This is a genomic window from Caballeronia sordidicola, assembly GCF_000729995.1.
Taxonomy (GTDB): Bacteria; Pseudomonadota; Gammaproteobacteria; order Burkholderiales; family Burkholderiaceae; genus Caballeronia; species Caballeronia sordidicola_A.
Window position 1 is genome coordinate 17,152 of sequence record NZ_JNFG01000200.1, and the last position, 19,355, is coordinate 36,506.

Genomic DNA, 19,355 nt, shown 5'->3' on the forward strand with positions numbered 1-19,355 from the left:
CGGCTTGTGTGCCGTGCGCTGCTGCCAAGCACTTCAAGCCGCGATCGATTTTCTCATCGACGTGCGCGCGGCCGAAAACTTGACCGAAAAGGTGCTTCCCCGCCCTTCTTCGCTCTTCACTTCGAGGTCGGCCAGATGGCGTTGCAATACATGCTTCACGATGGCGAGTCCCAGGCCCGTACCGCCGGTATCGCGCGAGCGGCTTCTATCCACACGATAGAACCGCTCGGTCAGACGCGGAATATGTTCGGCCGGAATACCGAGCCCGCTATCGCGCACTGAAAACACCGCGCGGTCGCGAATGCGCTGCCACGATACATCGATGGTTCCACCATCCGGCGTATAGCGAATCGCATTCGTGACCAGATTCGCGAGCGCACTGACAATCTCCGTTTCGGAACCAGACACCGTCAACGCTTCATCAGCATCGAAGGTAATGCGATGCCGGCCATTCGAAAGATTATCGGCGTCCTCTTCAAGGTGGCGCAGCACTGCGCGCATATCGAGAACATGGTCGCCTGGCGGTTTGACATCGCCTTCCAGATTCGCGAGCACGAGCAGATCGCGCACAATGTTCTGCATCCGCGACGACTGCTGCTCCATCATCTCCAGATAACGTGCCCGATCGGATTCATCCAGCGGCAACTCGCGCATGGTTTCGAGGAAGCCGGACAATACCGTCAACGGCGTCTTCAACTCATGGGAAACGTTCGCGACAAAATCGCGCCGCATGGAATCGGTTCTTTCCAGTTCCGTAATGTCCTGGGTCAGAATCAGTTTGCGGTTTTCCCCGTAGGGAAAGATTTGCACCGACAACACATGCTGCCGGTTCAGCCCCATCCCGCGCATCACCAGCACCGACTCATAATGCTGCGAAGCGAGATAACGAACGAAGTCCGGTTGACGCACGAGATGCGTGATGTGCTGGCGCAGATCGCGTTTAGCGTCGAGCCCGAAATGGGTTTCAGCAATCGCGTTGCACCACTCTATCTGGTCGCTGTCGTCGAGCATGGCCACGCCATTGGGCGATGCCTGGATACCCTGGATAAACCGTGAATGCTGCTGCTCGACCTGGCGCACTTGCGCGTGCCAGCGCTTCGCAAGCTTATGCAATCGATAATAAATTTCGCCCCACACGCCCGGCGCGCTCGGCACTTCGCCGTACACGGGCGCATCGAGCAAACGCCACAAGCGCTGAGTATGAAAGGTGGTGAAGAGGGTTTGCAGAACCAGCATGACGAGCGCGAAACAGAGCGCGGCGCGCACTCCGAACAGCACGCCAACGATCCCGCTCAATACCGCGAGCAACGCGAGGGACACGAGGGAACGTGTCCAGATGATATTCATGAATTAGCGGATCGAGATTATTGCCACGCGACCACAATTGGTCGCGGGCTTCATTCACTCTTCTCATTTACCCTATCAAGCACTCTTGGCCAGTCTGTAACCACTGCCACGAACCGTTTCAATCATAGCATCGCAACCAGCGGGCTTTAAGGCTGCGCGCAGACGCTTGATATGCACGTCCACCGTCCGCTCTTCCACGAATACGTGATCGCCCCACACCTGATCCAGCAATTGCGTGCGGCTATGCACGCGCTCAGGATGCGTCATGAAGAAATGCAGCAAGCGGAACTCGGTCGGTCCGAGATCGAGCTTGATATCGTCGCTGCCCTGACCGTTCGAATGCGCTGCCACGCGATGCGTCGCTGGATCGAGACGCAAGCCGTTGATTGCGACCATGTCCTCCGTCAATTGCGGCGCGCGCCGGCGCAATACCGCCTTGATCCGCGCCATCAATTCTTTCGGCGAGAACGGCTTGGTCACATAATCGTCCGCCCCGATTTCAAGTCCGAGCACCTTGTCCTGCTCATCGCCGCGGGCGGTGAGCATGATGATCGGAATATGCTTCGTGCGTTCGTTGCCCCGCAATTCCCGCGCAAAGGCGATGCCGGATTTACCCGGCAGCATCCAGTCGAGAAGTACCAGGTCGGGCAAGACGTCGCTGATCAGGTTTTGCGCCTGTTCCGCGTTGTAAGCACGAATGGGGCAATGGCCCGCGTGTTGCAGATTGACCGAAATCAATTCGGAAATCGCGGGTTCGTCTTCTATAACGAGAATGCTGCTGGGCATCGGCACCTCTGTAACCTTCTTCGCGTAAGTTAAACAACAAACATGCGGATCAGAAAAGAATCAGCTCAGTGCTTCGCGTTCGAGTTGATCGCGCGACACATGGCGGACATCCGTTCCCTTCACAATGTAAATAATGAACTCCGCAATGTTCTTTGCATGATCGCCAATCCGTTCGACCGCTTTCGCGATGAACAGATAATCGAGACCCGCGGAAATCATGCGCGGGTCTTCCATCATGTACGTCACCAGCTTGCGCACGAACGCGCGGAATTCTTCGTCAATGGCTTTGTCGTCGCGAACAATTTGAGCGGCTGCGACCGTATCCAGGCGCGCGAATGCATCTAGCGCACGGCGCAGGATGGAGACCGCCATTTCGCCGGACAACTTGATCTCCGCGATATTGACGTTACGCCCCATGCCGTCTTCGTTAATGCGCCTCACGCGCTTGGCGATCTTTTCGGCTTCGTCGCCGGCGCGCTCGAGATTCGTAATCGTTTTCGAAATTGCCATCAACAGACGCAGATCACGCGCAGCCGGCTGACGACGCGCGATGATGTTGCTGCACTCCTCGTCGATCTCGACTTCCATGGTGTTCAGGCGCTGTTCGGCGAGCACTACCGCTTCGACAATTTCCATGTCGAACGTATTGAGCGCCTGCATGGCGTTGATGATCTGGGACTCGACCAGACCACCCATTTCCAGCACCTTCGATGACACCGCATTCAGATCGGCGTCGAACTGGCTCGACAAATGTTTATCGGACATATGTGCTCCTGAAGTCCTTTTTTAGCCCGTTATGACTTTGACTTGGCGACGAGTTAGCCACAACTTCAGCCGCGCCACTCAACCAAACCGGCCAGTGATGTAGTCTTCCGTTTCCTTACGGGACGGCTTGATGAAGATCTTTTCCGTATCGCCGAATTCAATCAATTCGCCCAGATACATATAAGCAGTGTAGTCCGAACAACGCGCCGCCTGCTGCATGTTGTGCGTGACGATCACCACCGTGTAATCATCCTTGAGTTCGGCGATCAATTCTTCAATGCGGCCCGTGGAAATAGGGTCGAGCGCGGAACACGGTTCGTCGAGCAACAGCACTTCCGGGCGAATCGCAATGCCGCGTGCAATACACAGGCGCTGCTGTTGTCCGCCCGACAGGCCATAACCGCTTTGCTGCAGCTTGTCCTTCACTTCGTTCCAGAGCGCCGCTTTCGTCAGCGCCCATTCAACGCGGTCGTCCATCTCCGAGCGCGACAGTTGCTCGAACATCTTTACGCCGAACGCGATGTTGTCGTAGATCGACATGGGAAACGGCGTCGGCTTCTGGAACACCATGCCGACCCGTGCACGCAGCAGCGAGATATCGCGACTGGTGTCGAGCAGGTTGTTGCCGTCCATCAGGATCTCGCCTTCCGCGCGCTGCTCCGGATAAAGCGCGTACATCTTGTTGAACGTGCGCAGCAGCGTGGACTTGCCGCATCCCGACGGACCGATGAACGCCGTCACCTTATGTTCAGGAATCCGCAGGTTAATGTTCTTCAACGCATGAAACTTGTTGTAGAAGAAGTTGAGGTTGTTCACCTCGATCTTCGGTTTCATCGATCCGACCGGCGGTGCGTGATGGGCCGGCTTGAAGCTGCCGGGCGCTGCACCGCGCTCAACCGGGGCCGTGCTGGAATTGTCACCGCCGGCGGCCGGATTTGCGTTCCGGGCGCTCACATCGCTTGCGACTGTGTTCATGGAATGATTTCCGCCTTATTTTTTCGAGAAGATCGTGCGTGCCAGGATGTTCAGACCGAGCACGCCGAGCGTGATCAGGAACACGCCGGCCCACGCGAGCGCTTGCCATTGGGGGAACGGGCTCATCGCGAACTTGTAGATCGTGACGGGCAGGTTCGCCACCGGTTGATTCATGTCCCACGAGAAGAACTGGTTGGACAGCGCCGTGAAGAGCAGCGGCGCGGTTTCGCCGGTGATGCGTGCAACAGCAAGCAGGACGCCCGTCACGATGCCGCTGACCGACGCCTTCAGCGTGATCGAGCAAATCATCTTCCACTTCGGCGTGCCGAGTGCGAAGGCCGCTTCACGCAGCGCGTTCGGCACCAGTCGCAGCATGTTCTCGGTCGTGCGGATCACGATGGGGATCTGCAGCAAAGCGAGCGCGATCACGCCGGCCCAGCCGCTGAAGCGACCCATTTGCGCGACCACCAGCGCATACACGAACAAGCCGATCACAATCGACGGCGCCGACAACAGGATGTCGTTGATAAAACGCGTCACGCTGGCGAGCCAGCGCTTGTCGCCATATTCGGCGAGATACACGCCCGCGAGAATCCCGAGCGGCGTGCCGACGAACGTGGCGAGGATCACGAGCATCAAGCTTCCGACAATCGCGTTCAGCAAGCCACCGCCATCGGTATTAGGCGGGGGCGTGTTCTGCGTGAACAGCTCGATCGACAAACCGCCAATGCCCAGCTTGACCGTCGTGAACAAAATCCACACGAGCCACAACAAGCCGAAGCCCATGGCAGCCAGCGACAACACCAGCGCGACCACATTCTTGCCGCGGCGACGCCGCTGCAACTTGATGCGCGTGGCTTCTTCCCGCTCCGGATTGCCGGAGCCGGGGAATTGAGTAGTGGTCCGGTTCACTTGCCACCCTCCCCTTTTTCGAGGCGAAGCAGCATCAATTTGGACAGCGAAAGCACGATGAATGTAATCAGGAACAGGATCAAACCAAGCTCCATCAGCGCCGACGTGTGCAGGCCAGGACTCGCTTCAGCGAATTCGTTGGCGAGCGCCGAGGTAATGCTGTTGCCTGGAGAAAACAGCGAGACGTTGTCGAGCAGATTCGTATTGCCGATCACGAACGTCACCGCCATCGTTTCACCGAGCGCGCGGCCGAGGCCGAGCATCACGCCGCCAATGACACCGGTTCGCGTAAAAGGCAGCACGATTTTCCACATCACTTCCCACGTGGTGCAGCCAATGCCGTACGCCGATTCCTTCAACAGTACCGGGGTGACTTCGAACACGTCGCGCATCACGGCCGCGATGTACGGAATAATCATGATCGCCAGGATCACGCCGGCGCACAGAATGCCGATGCCGATAGGCGGCCCCTGGAAAAAGCGGCCGATAAACCAGACATTGCCGAGCAAGTGGCCCAGCGGTTTTTCGAAGTACGTCGCGAAAATGGGTGAGAACACCAGCAGGCCCCACATGCCGTACACGATCGACGGGATTGCCGCGAGCAGTTCGATGGCCACACCAAGCGGCCGGCGCAGCCACGCGGGCGCAAGCTCAGTCAGGAACAGCGCAATGCCGAAGCTCACCGGAACGGCGATGATGAGCGCAATGATGGACGTGGCAATCGTGCCGTAGATAGGCACGAGCGCGCCGAAACTATCGGTCTGTGGATCCCAATCGGAGCGCCAGAGAAAACTGAGACCAAATTTTTGAAGCGTAGGCAGCGAGGCCACCACCAGCGACACAATAATGCCGCCCAGCAGCAGCAGCGTGATGACGGCGGAAAGCCGCGTCAGCCCACCGAAAACGATATCACCGAGCCGGCCCGGAGCGCGTTGAGCGCGGCTGGCGGGTGGAGCCGATGAGAGGTTGATGTCCGACATGGGAACCTTCGGAAGGGCCGCGCGGCGGATGCCGCGCGGTAATACGGACAAAAAAGCCAGAAGCTTGTTGCTTACCGCTTAAAAAATGCGGCTTATTGCGCGACTGCCTTGCCCGCCGCGTCCTTCACCTTCGCTTTCCATTGCGTTTCGATTTCGGCGACTACCGAATCAGGCAACGCAATGTAGTCAAGGTCGTTTGCTGCTTGCGTACCGTTCTTGAACGCCCAGCCGAAGAACTTCAGCGTTTCCGCTCCTTGCGCTTCCTTGTCCTGCGTCGTGTGCAACAGCACGAAGGTGGCGCCCACGATCGGCCATGCGTCCTTGCCAGGCTCGTTCGTCAGGATCTGGTAGAACGACTTCGACCAGTCTGCGCCCGCTGCCGCTGCCTTGAACGTTTCCGTCTTCGGCTCGACCACGTTGCCCGACGAATTTTTCAGGTCGACGTAGGTCATCTTGTTTTGTTTAGCGTACGCCCATTCCACGTAACCGATAGCACCCGGCAGACGCTGAACGAACGCGGCGACGCCGTCGTTGCCCTTGCCGCCTGTGCCCGTCGGCCAATTGACCGTCGAACCTTCACCCACCTTGGCTTTCCACTCGGCGTTCACCTTGGACAGGTAGTTCGTCCAGATGAAGCTCGTGCCCGATCCGTCTGCGCGGCGCACGACAGCAATGTCGTCATCCGGCAGCTTCAGCTTCGGATTCAGCGCGACGATAGCCGGGTCATTCCACTTCTTGATCTTGCCGAGGTAGATGTCGCCGAGAACTTCACCCGACAGCGTCATCTCGCCCGCCTTGACGCCCGGCACGTTGATCGCCGGAACCACGCCGCCAACCACTGTCGGAAACTGGAAAAGCCCCTGCTTGGCCAGTTCGTCGTCTTTCAGGGGTGCGTCCGAGCCAGCGAAATCCACCGTCTTCGCGATGATTTGCTTGATGCCGCCCGAGGAGCCGATACCTTGGTAGTTAACCTTGCCGCCGCCCGACTTCTGGTACGTATCGGCCCATTTCGTGTAAATCGGTGCAGCAAAGGTACTGCCCGCGCCGGTGATGTCCGCAGCTTGAGCCGACATCGCAAACATTGCGCCGACGATGCCTGCGAGCGCGGTGTGCATCAATTTCATGTGATCTCCAGGGTTGTGAGCAAGTGGCTCGACACCGCGAAGGATAGGGGCTCAATGTGACAGTCCGATGACGAATGATGAAGACAGCGTGACAGCGGGCTTACGATTACGAAAGTTTATGATGCAGGGGTTTGCGGTCTGATGCTTGATGGCACAGCGATTGAGGCGATCCGGCGATGTTCCTTTCAATCATTTCCGTGGCTGGGTAATGCCATCTAATGTCACGATCCAGATGAATCGATTTTTTGGAATAACCACTCGTTTTAAATACTTCAATACTTTTAATTGACGGCTGCTGTGGCGCTCATGTGAAAACGCCACGGCGCATACCGTGGCGTTTTTAGTCCCGAAGCTTTCGCTACGTTCAAGTCGTCGCGTCCTTCACGACTTTCGCAATACGCTCGGCATGCCCGATCGCATCCGCTTCCGACGCGGCTTCCACCATCACGCGCAGCACAGGCTCCGTTCCCGACGCGCGAATCAGCACCCGGCCATGTGATTCCAGCGCGCGCTCGGCGCCTGCGATCGCCTGCTTGATGGCGTCGCTGCTCTTCCAGTCGGCGTCCGGACTCATGCGCACGTTGATCAGCTTCTGTGGGAACAGCGTGATGCCATCGAGCAGGTCGGCCAAGGGTTTGTCGCCACGTTTTATTGCCGCCAGCACGAGCAGCGCCGAGACAATGCCGTCGCCCGTGGAATGCCGGTCAAGCGACAGGATATGCCCCGACCCTTCCGCGCCCAGCATCCAGTTGTTCTCACGCAGCTTCTCGAGCACGTAGCGGTCGCCCACAGCCGCGCGCACGAACTGCACGCCCGCCTGCTTCAGCGCAACTTCTACGGCCATGTTCGTCATCAACGTGCCGACAGCGCCATCCACATGCCCATCCGTCGTAATGCGATCCTTCACCAGCACGTACAGCAATTCGTCGCCGTTGTAGAGCCGGCCTGCAGCGTCGACAACCTGCAGGCGATCCGCATCACCATCCAGCGCAATGCCGATATCCGCACGATGCTCTTTCACCGCGCGCACCAACGCGTCGGGAGCAGTGGCGCCAACGCCGTCGTTGATATTGAAGCCGTTCGGCGACACGCCGATCGTCACCACTTCCGCGCCAAGCTCGTGGAATACCTGCGGCGCGACGTCGTATGCCGCGCCATGGGCGCAGTCGACCACCAGTTTGAAACCATGCAGGTCGAAGCTGGCCGGGAACGTACTCTTGCAGAATTCGATGTAGCGGCCGCGAGCGTCGTCCAGCCGGCGAGCCTTGCCCAGCAGTTCGGACGGCGCACAGGACATGGGTTGTTCAAGTTGCGCCTCGATCTGCAACTCGACTTCGTCCGGGAGCTTGTTGCCATCGGCGGAGAAAAACTTGATGCCGTTGTCGTAATACGGGTTATGCGATGCGCTGATCACCACGCCCGCCGCCAGGCGCAGGGCCCGCGTCAGGTAGGCGACGCCTGGGGTCGGTATCGGGCCGGCCAGCATGACATCGACGCCCGCCGCCGAAAAACCCGACTCCAGCGCCGCTTCCAGCATGTACCCGGAGACCCGTGTGTCCTTGCCGATCAGTACGGTTGGGCGGTTACCGCGCTGCGCCCATCGATCCGCTCCGGCCAGCACTTTCCCGGCTGCATAGCCCAGCCGCAGCACGAAATCAGGCGTGATCGGAGCCTCGCCGACCTTGCCGCGAATACCATCTGTTCCAAAATATCGACGTGCCATTGTTTCGTTTCTATCCTTGCGCAAAAATTAAGCGCGAACCGTGAATTCCAATACTCTCGACACACCCGCAATGCCTATGCCGTCAAAACGTCGCTCATTCGCTCATTGAGTCGTGCGTTGAGTCGTGTTACCGGCAGCACGCACCGCCTGCCATACCTTCAATGCATCGGCAGTCGCCGCGACATCGTGCACGCGCACAATGGCCGCGCCCCGCTCGGCCGCGCACACCGCGGCCGCGACGCTCGCCGCCACGCGCTCGACCGGTTGCGTTCGCCCGGTCACCGCGCCAAGCATCGACTTGCGCGACATTCCAGCCAGTAACGGGACTCGCGAATTCGCGGGCCGTGTCGCGGCGAAATGCGCCAGCAAAGCGTAATTATGATCGATCACGGACTTGCCGAACCCAAACCCGGGATCGAGGCAAATCCGCTCCGCGCTAATTCCCTCCGCCGTCAGCGTACGGAGCCGTTCCTCGAAAAACTGCCGCACCTCCGCCACGACATCGCGGTACACAGGCTCATGCATCTGCATGGTTTGCGGCTCGCCAAGCATGTGCATGACGCAGAGTCCGCACGTGCTGCCCCTGACCGCATCGAGCGCGCCTTCGCGACGCAAGCCCCAGATGTCGTTGACCATATCCGCGCCAGCGTTCAGCGCAGCGCGCATGACCGCAGGTTTGTAGGTGTCGATGGAAAGCGGCACACCCACCGACCGCAACGCTTCGATGACCGGGATCACGCGCTCGAGCTCTTCGTCGAGGGGGACGGGCGGCGCGCCCGGGCGGGTCGACTCACCGCCAATATCGATCATGTCGGCACCGTCGCGAATCATGTCGGCGGCCTGTACGAGCGCCGCGTCGCGCGCGACGAAACGGCCGCCATCTGAAAACGAATCCGGCGTGACATTGAGAATGCCCATGATCAACGGGCGCTCAAAGGTCAGCGTGAACCGGCCGCATTGAAGCGGTTGAGCAACAACCTGAGGCCTGTTCGGAAGAGGTGAAGACAAGATAGTGGTCCAGCCAGGCGATGATGGGTTAGCAACGTTTGACGATTTGTAGACGCTGATCGGTCCGCCATTCGAAGCGCATGCGGTGGGGCGGGTAACTCGGCTTGGTATTGGGCAGCCGTCACAGCGGGTAACCCATCACCCCGAACCAATCACCCTGCTTAGAGCGATCTCAAAAAAGTGGGCTCCAACGGAAAAGGGGCTGGTGTGAGTCACACCAGCCCCTTCTGATTTGCCTCAGGATCGCGTCAGGCTGAAGCAGGAGCCGTGGCGTTACCCGGTTTGACTTCCGCGCCGGCGTTTCCACCACCCGACGACGGATCACTTGACGGCGGCGGCAGATTCTTCGGCGGACGCGGCGGGCGACCGCCCATGATGTCGCTGATCTGCTCTGCGTCGATGGTTTCCCACTCCAGCAGCGCCTTCGTCATGGCTTCGACCTTGTCGCGGTTGTCTTCCAGCAACTTGCGGGCGAGGCCATATTGATCGTCGAGAATCCGGCGAATTTCAGCATCAACCTTTTGCTGCGTGGCTTCGGATACCGTTTTCGACGCCATCTTGCCAAACATGCCGTCCTGCTCGGTATCGACATACACCATCGTGCCGAGCACATCCGACATACCGTAACGCGTCACCATGTCACGTGCCATCTTTGTCGCACGCTCGAAGTCGTTCGAAGCACCCGTTGACATGGAGTTCAGGAACACTTCCTCCGCTGCGCGGCCGCCGAACAGGATGGCTATTTCCTCAAGCATCTTGTCGCGATACAGATTCACGCGATCATGCTCCGGCAACTGCCACGTGATGCCCAGCGCCCAGCCACGCGGCATGATGGAGACTTTGTGAACCGGATCTGCGTGAGGCAGCAACTTGGCCACTACCGCATGACCCGACTCATGATAAGCCGTGTTCCGACGTTCTTCTTCCCGCATCACGGCTGACTTGCGTTCCGGACCCATGAAGATCTTGTCTTTCGCGTCTTCGAAGTCCGCCATCTCGACGATCCGCTTGCCGCGACGGGCTGCGAACAGCGCAGCTTCGTTCACAAGGTTCGCGAGGTCAGCACCGGAAAAGCCCGGCGTACCGCGTGCGATCACCGAAGCGTCGACGTCGTTCGAAATAGGCACCTTTCGCAGGTGGACCTTCATGATGTGTTCGCGACCGCGGATATCCGGCAAGCCCACGTACACCTGGCGGTCGAAACGGCCCGGACGCAGCAACGCTTTGTCCAGCACGTCGGAGCGGTTGGTCGCGGCGATCACGATCACGCCGGAGTTCGCCTCGAAGCCGTCCATTTCCACGAGCATCTGATTCAACGTCTGTTCGCGTTCGTCGTTACCGCCGCCCATGCCGGCGCCGCGATGACGGCCCACAGCATCGATTTCATCGATAAACACGATACACGGCGCGTGCTTCTTGGCCTGCTCGAACATGTCGCGCACCCGAGCCGCGCCCACACCTACGAACATTTCAACGAAGTCCGAACCCGAGATGCTGAAGAACGGTACTTTCGCTTCGCCGGCAATGGCCCGCGCCAGCAACGTCTTACCCGTACCCGGAGGGCCTACCAACAGCACGCCGCGGGGAATGCGTCCGCCCAGCTTCTGGAATTTCTGCGGATCACGCAGGAAGTCGACTAGCTCGGAAACCTCCTCCTTCGCTTCGTCACAACCAGCCACATCGGTAAAATTGATCGCGTTGTTGTTCTCGTCGATCAGCCGCGCTCGCGACTTGCCGAACGAAAATGCTCCGCCTTTCCCGCCGCCCTGCATTTGCCGCATCATGAAGAACCAGAAACCGATGATCAGGATCGTCGGTCCGAGGTAATACAGCGCGGAAACAAGCGCGTTCGGTTCGTCGTCGGCCTTGCCGCTGACCTGCACGCCGTACTTCATCAAGTCGCCGACCATCCAGATATCGCCAGGCGACACGATTTGATATTTCTGACCGTCTGCGGGAGTAACGGTGAGATTACGACCCTGAACGGTAACTGTCTTGACCTTACCGGTCTTCGCGTCGTCCATGAATTGCGAATACGAAACACCTTCCTGGACGCGGGGCTTGTCGAACTGCTTGAACACCGTGAACAGCACCAGTGCGATAACCAGCCACACCGCTGCCTTAGAGAACATATTGTTGTTCAAAGCACCACTCCTTCACTCATAGACGGGCGCCTACATTCGCCTTGCGGCACCACCAAAGCATTCTAATCCAGACCGCAAACCCCTGCTATAGCCATTAACTAGCGCGAAGATAGCGGTCAGGACCCGATTGTTTGGACATATCCGGTAGAACGCCTGCCGAGACACCCGGTCCCCGGCGCCGTTTCCACCCGCAACTCTCAATCCCGACGCTTGAGTTGCCTGCCCAAAATAAACGTTTCGGACGATTTATCGCGCGACGCCTTCGGCTTGCGCGGCGCGACGATTTTAAATTGCTGCTTGAACTTCTCCACTATTTGACTATAGCCGCTGCCATGAAAACATTTGACCAATAAGGCGCCTTCCGGCTTCAGATGGTTCTGCGAGAAGTCGAGCGCCAGATCGCACAGATGTTCCATTCGCGCTGCATCAGCGCTGGCAACTCCTGAGAGGTTGGGGGCCATGTCGGAAATTACAAGATCAACTTGATGATCCCCGACGATTTCCTTCAGTTGGTCCAGTACCGAGTCTTCTCGGAAGTCGCCCTGAATGAAGATCACGTCGGCAATCGGCTCCATGGGGAGCAGGTCGAGCGCGATGATCTTGCCATCAATGCCGCCTTCGCGCGTTTCACCGCGCTTGGACCCTTTAGCCAACTGGTTACGCGCGTACTGGCTCCAGCTCCCTGGAGTCGAGCCCAGGTCGACAATGATCTGGCCCGGTTTGATCAACTTGTCCTGCTCGTCGATCTCCTTCAGCTTGTATGCCGCGCGCGCCCGATAACCCTCGCGCTGCGCGAGTTTCACGTATGGGTCGTTGATGTGGTCGTGCAGCCACGAGTAATTGAAGCGGTTTTTTGCCATTAAGAATGAACTCTTGCTGCGTGAAGCTGTGCTTTTAGCGGATAATACGCGTCAAATTCGGGCTGCTGCTCATTTGCTGGGCAACTTGCTTGCCTGCTTACGAAGCAGCCTTCGTCGATGTGGACAGCCAATTCCGGTGCCGTTGCGCCCTGTGCTTGCCAGCGTTGCTTGCCAGCGACGTTTGCCGGAGGCCCGAGGCTGGTACTGTGCTTCGGGTTTATCTGGCAAGGGGCGGCGTCCGAGCTACGGCGATTAAAGATTCGTTAAAATCAAGCCCGTTGCTCGCCGCACCGCCTCGCGCCGTCCGTCGTTTTCTTGAGCAAGGCGTTCCGCCCTGCCCGTCTTTGTTTTGCAAATTGCGACCGTTTAGCCGCTTTTACGCTACGGCGCCTCTCATTTTAGTCGAGTCCGTTACTTCTCATGCCAGCTCTCAAACTTTCTCCCGCCCAACGCGCCGACCTGCGCTCCCAGGCTCACGCGCTCAAGCCCGTCGTACTCGTTGGCGGCGAAGGGCTGACCGAGGCCGTGCTGGCCGAGATCGAGGTGCACCTTGCTGCACACCAGCTCATCAAGATCCGCGTGTTCGGTGACGACCGCGAAGCCCGCGTAGCAGCCTACGCCGACATCTGCGACCGGCTGGACGCGGCTCCCATCCAGCAAATCGGCAAGTTGCTGGTGGTGTGGCGGCCGGAAAGCGACGAAGCAGCTGCCAGGCCTTCGCGTGCTGCCGGTGTCCGCGGCGCGAACCGCATAGCACCGCCGAGCGCCGGCGAAGCCGCTGCCGAAACTTCGTCGAAGGGACGTGCGCCGCGCGTGGTCAAGGTCGTCAAGATTACGCGTGACGCGCCAGTGGTCCGCAAGCCGAAGAAGCAAAAGCTGTTGGTTCGCGGCAACGAACGGGTGACCGCTGGCGGCAACGTCAAGCGCGCAAAGAAACGTCTGCCCAGCGCCAAGCGTCACCATCAATCGTCGAAATAAGCTTTTCCGGGCTCATCCGGAAAGCAGAAAGCCGGCCACGCCCGATACGCTCGGGCATGGCCGGCTTTTTTAACCGCGCGCGCGACGTGCCGCGACGCTGGCCGTCTTTCCCTTCGGAATGACCGATTGCGTCGGAAACCGTCCAGGCGGCAGGCGCCAGAACAACACCAGTCCCAGCACGCTCTCCACTAGGTAAAACGCGCTCGACACCCCGTGCAGCATGCCGAATCGGCTTGCATAGGGCGACTGCGCGAGTTCCATTCCGCCTTCCTGGGCTGCGACCCGCAGCGCGCTCATGAACGGCTGCAGCGCGAAATAGCCGATCAGCACACACAGCAGCATGCCCACGATGACCCAGCGGGTCCGCTTGTATTCGGCGAAACCCGTTCGCACGAGCCGGTTAGCCAATACCAGCAGCAGCAGCGCGCAGACCACGCCGAGGAATCCCTCGATGCGAAACAGTTGCGCCGCCACCGATCCCGCCGATGTCCGGTCAAGCATATTGAACAGCACCGGCGCCGCCACGTATCCGAGCGTCAGCACGCTGCCGACCCAGATCATGGCGATGATTCGAAAGAATCGATGGGCCATCAGACGTACTTGACCGCGATGACTTCGTACTCGCGCGCGCCGCTCGGAGCCTGCACCGACGCCACGTCACCCTCGCTCTTGCCGATCAGCGCACGGGCGATGGGCGAGCTGATGGACACGAGTCCATGGTCGATATCCGCTTCGTCGTCGCCGACGATCTGGTAAGTCACCGTGTGGCCCGTGGCCGTCTCTTCCAGCTCGACCGTTGCACCGAAGATCACGCGGCCGTCGGCCTCCACGGTAGTCGGATCAATCACTTGCGCGCCGGCCAGCTTCGACTCGATCTCGGCAATCCGGCCTTCGATAAAGCCCTGCTTCTCCTTGGCCGCGTCGTATTCGGAGTTTTCCGAGAGGTCGCCCTGCGCGCGGGCCTCCGAGATCGAATTCACGACCGCCGGACGCTCCACGGATTTGAGGCGTTGCAATTCGTCGCGCAGCAACGCTGCGCCGCGTTTAGTCAAAGGAACTGTGCTCATAAACAACTCATTACGCAAAAATGCAGACGTAAAAAAATTACCGCGGTTAAGTGCATCTCCCGGTAAAAATGGGAGACGCCGCTTAACCGCGGCCCTTGAAACTTAGACTTCGTTAGGAGACTGCTGATACTGCTGAGACTCGAATCAGAAGCCTTAGTTTAGGCGAGCATGGAGTCCTTGTAAATCATAGACTTCCAGGTCCTTCAGATATCGCAGCCCTTCGACCGCTGCGCGGGCACCCGACATGGTCGTGTAATACGTGACCTTGTTGGCTTGCGCGCTCATGCGGATCGAGCGGGAATCGGCAATCGCGGCGCGGGTTTCGTCGACAGTGGTGAAAACCAGCGCGATTTCGCCGTTCTTGATCATGTCCACAATATGCGGCCGGCCGTCCTTCACCTTGTTGACAACCTTCACCGGCACGCCTGCGGCCTGGATGGCCGACGCCGTGCCTTTGGTCGCCACGATCGGGTAGCCAAGCTCGTGCAGCATGGTCGCGACTTCCACGGCCTTCGGCTTGTCCGCGTCCATCACGGTGAGGAGAACCGTACCGCTTTCCGGCAAGCGCGAACCGGCCGCGAGTTGCGATTTGAACAGCGCTTCGCCGAACGTGCGGCCCACGCCCATCACTTCGCCGGTCGAGCGCATTTCAGGTCCGAGCACCGGATCGACAGCCGGGAATTTCACGAACGGGAACACCGCTTCCTTGACGCTGAAATACGGCGGGATCACTTCCTCCGTGATGCCTTGATCGGCCAACTTCTGGCCGACCATTGCGCGGGCGGCGATCTTGGCCAAAGGCAAACTCGTCGCCTTCGATACATACGGCACCGTCCGCGAAGCACGCGGATTGACTTCGAGAACGTAGATCACATCCTTCCTCGACCCGTCTTCCTGGACCGCTTGCTGGATCGCGAACTGCACGTTCATCAAGCCGATCACGTTCAGCGCGCGCGCCATGGCGCCGGTCTGGCGCTTGAGTTCGTCGATGGTTTCCTGCGACAGCGAATACGGCGGCAACGAACAGGCGGAGTCGCCGGAATGCACGCCCGCTTGTTCGATGTGCTCCATCACGCCGCCGATAAACACCGCCTCGCCATCCGAAATACAATCCACATCGCATTCGATTGCGTCGTTCAGGAAGCGGTCGAGCAGGACCGGCGAATCGTGCGACACCTTCACCGCTTCGCGCATGTAGCGTTCGAGATCGCGCGGTTCGTGGACGATTTCCATCGCGCGGCCACCCAGCACGTACGACGGACGCACAACCAGCGGATAACCGATCTCTTCGGCTAAACGCAGCGCTTCGTCTTCGGCGCGCGCCGTGCGGTTCGGCGGTTGACGCAGGTCCAGGTCCTGCAACAGCTTCTGGAAACGCTCGCGGTCTTCTGCGGCATCGATCATGTCCGGTGACGTTCCGACGATCGGCACGCCGTTCGCCTCCAGGTCCAGCGCAAGCTTCAACGGTGTCTGACCACCATACTGCACGATCACGCCAACCGGCTTTTCCAGATCGACGATCTCGAGCACGTCCTCCAAAGTCACCGATTCGAAGTACAGACGGTCAGACGTGTCGTAGTCGGTGGAAACGGTCTCGGGGTTGCAGTTGACCATGATGGTTTCATAGCCGTCTTCGCGCATCGCGAGCGCTGCGTGCACGCAGCAATAGTCGAACTCGATGCCTTGCCCGATCCGGTTCGGGCCGCCGCCCAGCACCATGATCTTCTTTTTATCGGTCGGATTTGCTTCGCACTCTTCCTCGTAGGTCGAGTACATGTACGCAGTCTTCGTTGCGAATTCAGCCGCGCACGTGTCCACGCGCTTATAAACCGGACGAACCTTCAATGCGTGACGATGCTTGCGCACAGCCGTTTGATCCGAGCCGAGCAACTTCGCGAGGCGTCGATCCGAGAAACCGCTCTGCTTCAGATACAGCATTTCCTCTTTGGTCAGGCTCTCGATCGTACGGCCGCTGAGCGCCTTTTCCTTCTGGATGATCTGTTCGATCTGCGCGAGGAACCACGGGTCAATCGCCGTTTCTTCGAAGATTTCTTCCGCGGTCAGGCCGAGGCGGAACGCGTCGCCGAGGAACCAGATACGGTCCGGGCCCGGCTCGCCGATTTCGCGAATCACTTCGTCGCGGCTGGTGGTCTTTTCATCGAGACCATCGACACCGACTTCCAGTCCGCGCAACGCCTTCTGGAATGATTCCTGGAACGTCCGGCCAATGGCCATCACTTCGCCGACCGACTTCATTTGCGTCGTCAGGCGTGCATCGGCTTCGCGGAATTTTTCGAACGCAAAGCGCGGAATCTTCGTGACCACATAGTCGATGGTCGGTTCGAACGAAGCCGGCGTCTGACCACCGGTGATCTCGTTCTTCAACTCATCGAGCGTGTAGCCGACGGCCAGTTTTGCAGCGACCTTGGCGATCGGGAAACCCGTCGCCTTCGACGCCAGCGCCGACGAACGCGACACACGCGGATTCATCTCGATGACGACCATGCGGCCGTCCTTCGGGTTGATCGCGAACTGAACGTTCGAGCCGCCCGTATCCACGCCAATCTCGCGCAGCACCGCGAGCGACGCGTTACGCAGGATCTGGTATTCCTTGTCAGTGAGCGTTTGAGCCGGCGCGACCGTGATGGAGTCGCCGGTATGCACGCCCATCGGGTCCAGGTTCTCGATCGAGCAGACGATGATGCAGTTGTCCTTGGTATCGCGGACCACTTCCATCTCGAACTCTTTCCAGCCAAGCAACGACTCTTCGATCAGCAATTCGCGCGTTGGCGACAAATCCAGTCCGCGCTTGCAAATCTCTTCGAATTCTTCCTTGTTGTACGCAATCCCGCCGCCCGATCCGCCCAGCGTGAACGAAGGACGAATGACGGTCGGATACCCGCCGCTGCCCGTCAGCGCGGCGATCTCCGCCTGCACCTGCAGCGCTTCTTCCATGGAATGCGCGATGCCCGACTTGGCCGAACCGAGGCCTATCTTCGTCATCGCTTCCTTGAACTTCTGGCGGTCTTCGGCTTTATCGATGGCTTCCGGCGACGCGCCGATCAACTCGACCTTGTACTTTTCCAGCACGCCGTGATGGAACAAATCCAGCGCGCAGTTCAGCGCGGTCTGTCCGCCCATGGTCGGCAGGATGGCGTCGGGGCGTTCTTTATCGATGATCCGCTCGACGACTTCCCACGTGATCGGCTCGATGTACGTGACGTCGGCCGTGTTCGGGTCGGTCATGATCGTCGCCGGATTGCTGTTGACGAGAATGACCTTGTAGCCTTCCTCGCGCAGCGCCTTGCACGCCTGCGCGCCCGAATAATCGAACTCGCACGCCTGACCGATGATGATCGGTCCCGCGCCGATGATGAGGATGCTCTTGATGTCTGTCCGCTTCGGCATAACTGCTCTCAATGATTGTGTTGCTGTGTTCGGTCTTTGCGTGTCTGGCGTGTCTATTTAAGCTGCGACTAAGCTGCGACCCTTTGCGCTTCCATCAGCCCGACAAATCGATCGAACAAGTACGCAATATCGTTCGGTCCCGGTGACGCTTCAGGGTGTCCCTGGAAGCAGAACGCGGGTTTGTCGGTGAGCGCAAAGCCTTGCAGCGTGCCGTCGAACAGCGACGTATGCGTGATCTTTGCGTTGGCGGGCAGCGTGGCGGCATCGACGGCGAAACCGTGGTTCTGCGACGTGATCACCACGCGGCCATTCTCGAGATCCTTCACCGGATGATTCGCGCCGTGATGGCCCGTTTTCATCTTCATGGTCTTGGCTCCTACGGCCAGACCCATGATCTGGTGACCGAGGCAAATCCCGAACGTCGGAATGCCGCGTTCGATGAACTCACGCGTCGCACGGATCGCGTAGTCGCACGGCTCCGGATCGCCGGGGCCGTTCGAGAGGAAGATGCCGTCGGGGTTCAGCGCGAGGGCGTCGGCGGCGGTGGACTCAGCCGGCAACACCGTGACGTGGCAACCGCGCTCGGCCAGCATTCGCAGGATGTTGTACTTCACGCCATAGTCGAACGCGACCACGCGATACTGCGGCGCCTTCTGCTCGCCGTAGCCGCTTTCCAGACGCCATTCGGATTGCGTCCATTCGTACTTTTCTTTGGTCGATACGACCTTGGCGAGATCCATCCCCGACAAACCCGGAAATGAGCGCGCGAGTTCCAGAGCTTTGGCTTCATCGTCGCCAGCGAGAATGCAGCCGTTTTGCGCACCCTTGTCGCGCAGGATTCGCGTGAGTTTGCGTGTATCGATGTTCGAAATAGCGACGACGTTTTCCGCTTTCAGATAGTCGGCAAGGGATTGTTCGGAGCGAAAATTCGAGGCGAGTACCGGCAGATCTCGAATGATCAGGCCGGCGGCATGGACTTTGGTGGATTCGACGTCTTCAGCGTTCACACCGACATTGCCGATGTGCGGATACGTCAGGGTGACAATTTGCTGGGCGTAGCTTGGGTCCGTCAGGATTTCCTGATAACCGGTGATAGCGGTGTTGAACACCACTTCGCCGATCGTGTGACCGGACGCGCCGATCGAGTGACCACGAAAGACCGTGCCGTCGGCGAGTGCGAGGATTGCGGGAGAGAATGACGGCAACACGGGAGGCTCCTTTGGAACACCCTGTTTGCCGACCTGTCATCCGACCGTGGGGTCGCGCGCGGCCAAAGTG

16 protein-coding genes are annotated in these 19,355 nt (G+C 59.2%); 1 reads left to right on the forward strand and 15 read right to left on the reverse strand.

Annotation, left to right across the window (positions count from 1 at the left end):
* Positions 1–33 precede the first annotated feature (33 nt).
* The 11 genes from phoR to FH08_RS0138210 all read right to left on the reverse strand — a co-directional run bounded on the left by phoR (position 34) and on the right by FH08_RS0138210 (position 12,624).
* Positions 34–1,347, reverse strand: a complete 1,314-nt coding sequence (phoR, locus tag FH08_RS0138160) for a phosphate regulon sensor histidine kinase PhoR (RefSeq protein WP_031363384.1) — start codon at positions 1,345–1,347, stop codon at positions 34–36.
* 75 nt (positions 1,348–1,422) lie between these two features.
* Positions 1,423–2,133, reverse strand: a complete 711-nt coding sequence (gene phoB / locus FH08_RS0138165) for a phosphate regulon transcriptional regulator PhoB (protein ID WP_031363385.1) — start codon at positions 2,131–2,133, stop codon at positions 1,423–1,425.
* A gap of 60 nt (positions 2,134–2,193) precedes the next feature.
* Positions 2,194–2,898, reverse strand: a complete 705-nt coding sequence (phoU, locus tag FH08_RS0138170; protein ID WP_031363386.1) for a phosphate signaling complex protein PhoU — start codon at positions 2,896–2,898, stop codon at positions 2,194–2,196.
* Between the two features lie 78 nt (positions 2,899–2,976).
* Complete coding sequence (gene pstB, locus FH08_RS0138175; protein ID WP_031363387.1) at positions 2,977–3,732, reverse strand: phosphate ABC transporter ATP-binding protein PstB; 756 nt, start codon at positions 3,730–3,732, stop codon at positions 2,977–2,979.
* 156 nt (positions 3,733–3,888) lie between these two features.
* Positions 3,889–4,785: a phosphate ABC transporter permease PstA gene (gene pstA / locus FH08_RS0138180; RefSeq protein ID WP_031363388.1), complete on the reverse strand. Its 897-nt coding sequence runs from the start codon at positions 4,783–4,785 to the stop codon at positions 3,889–3,891.
* Positions 4,782–5,765 (reverse strand): phosphate ABC transporter permease PstC, encoded by a 984-nt coding sequence (gene pstC / locus FH08_RS0138185; protein WP_031363389.1) that lies wholly within the window; start codon positions 5,763–5,765, stop codon positions 4,782–4,784. The genes pstA and pstC overlap by 4 nt, the downstream gene beginning before the upstream one ends.
* A gap of 92 nt (positions 5,766–5,857) precedes the next feature.
* Positions 5,858–6,889, reverse strand: coding sequence for a phosphate ABC transporter substrate-binding protein PstS (gene pstS, locus FH08_RS0138190; RefSeq protein WP_031363390.1), 1,032 nt, complete (start codon positions 6,887–6,889; stop codon positions 5,858–5,860).
* 364 nt (positions 6,890–7,253) lie between these two features.
* The gene (gene glmM / locus FH08_RS0138195) at positions 7,254–8,612 is read right to left on the reverse strand and encodes a phosphoglucosamine mutase (RefSeq protein ID WP_031363391.1); all 1,359 of its coding nucleotides are present in this window, start codon (positions 8,610–8,612) and stop codon (positions 7,254–7,256) included.
* 102 nt (positions 8,613–8,714) lie between these two features.
* A complete protein-coding gene (gene folP / locus FH08_RS0138200) occupies positions 8,715–9,530 on the reverse strand; it encodes a dihydropteroate synthase (protein WP_031363392.1) in 816 nt (271 codons plus the stop codon).
* 338 nt (positions 9,531–9,868) lie between these two features.
* Entirely contained in the window at positions 9,869–11,764 is a 1,896-nt protein-coding gene (ftsH, locus tag FH08_RS0138205) for an ATP-dependent zinc metalloprotease FtsH (RefSeq protein WP_031363393.1), read from the reverse strand.
* Positions 11,765–11,961: 197 nt separating this feature from the next.
* Positions 11,962–12,624, reverse strand: coding sequence for an RlmE family RNA methyltransferase (locus tag FH08_RS0138210; protein ID WP_031363394.1), 663 nt, complete (start codon positions 12,622–12,624; stop codon positions 11,962–11,964).
* Between the two features lie 420 nt (positions 12,625–13,044).
* Between FH08_RS0138210 and FH08_RS0138215 the strand changes: the two genes are divergently transcribed.
* Positions 13,045–13,602: a YhbY family RNA-binding protein gene (locus FH08_RS0138215; protein ID WP_031363395.1), complete on the forward strand. Its 558-nt coding sequence runs from the start codon at positions 13,045–13,047 to the stop codon at positions 13,600–13,602.
* Between the two features lie 69 nt (positions 13,603–13,671).
* Here the strand turns inward: FH08_RS0138215 and FH08_RS0138220 are convergent, their stop codons facing one another.
* From FH08_RS0138220 to carA, 4 genes are all read right to left on the reverse strand, one after another.
* Positions 13,672–14,193 (reverse strand): DUF4149 domain-containing protein, encoded by a 522-nt coding sequence (locus FH08_RS0138220; RefSeq protein WP_031363396.1) that lies wholly within the window; start codon positions 14,191–14,193, stop codon positions 13,672–13,674.
* The gene (gene greA, locus FH08_RS0138225) at positions 14,193–14,669 is read right to left on the reverse strand and encodes a transcription elongation factor GreA (protein WP_031363397.1); all 477 of its coding nucleotides are present in this window, start codon (positions 14,667–14,669) and stop codon (positions 14,193–14,195) included. The genes FH08_RS0138220 and greA overlap by 1 nt, the downstream gene beginning before the upstream one ends.
* A gap of 153 nt (positions 14,670–14,822) precedes the next feature.
* Complete coding sequence (gene carB / locus FH08_RS0138230; RefSeq protein ID WP_031363398.1) at positions 14,823–18,077, reverse strand: carbamoyl-phosphate synthase large subunit; 3,255 nt, start codon at positions 18,075–18,077, stop codon at positions 14,823–14,825.
* Positions 18,078–18,145: 68 nt separating this feature from the next.
* Complete coding sequence (carA, locus tag FH08_RS0138235; RefSeq protein ID WP_031363399.1) at positions 18,146–19,285, reverse strand: glutamine-hydrolyzing carbamoyl-phosphate synthase small subunit; 1,140 nt, start codon at positions 19,283–19,285, stop codon at positions 18,146–18,148.
* Positions 19,286–19,355 lie beyond the last annotated feature (70 nt).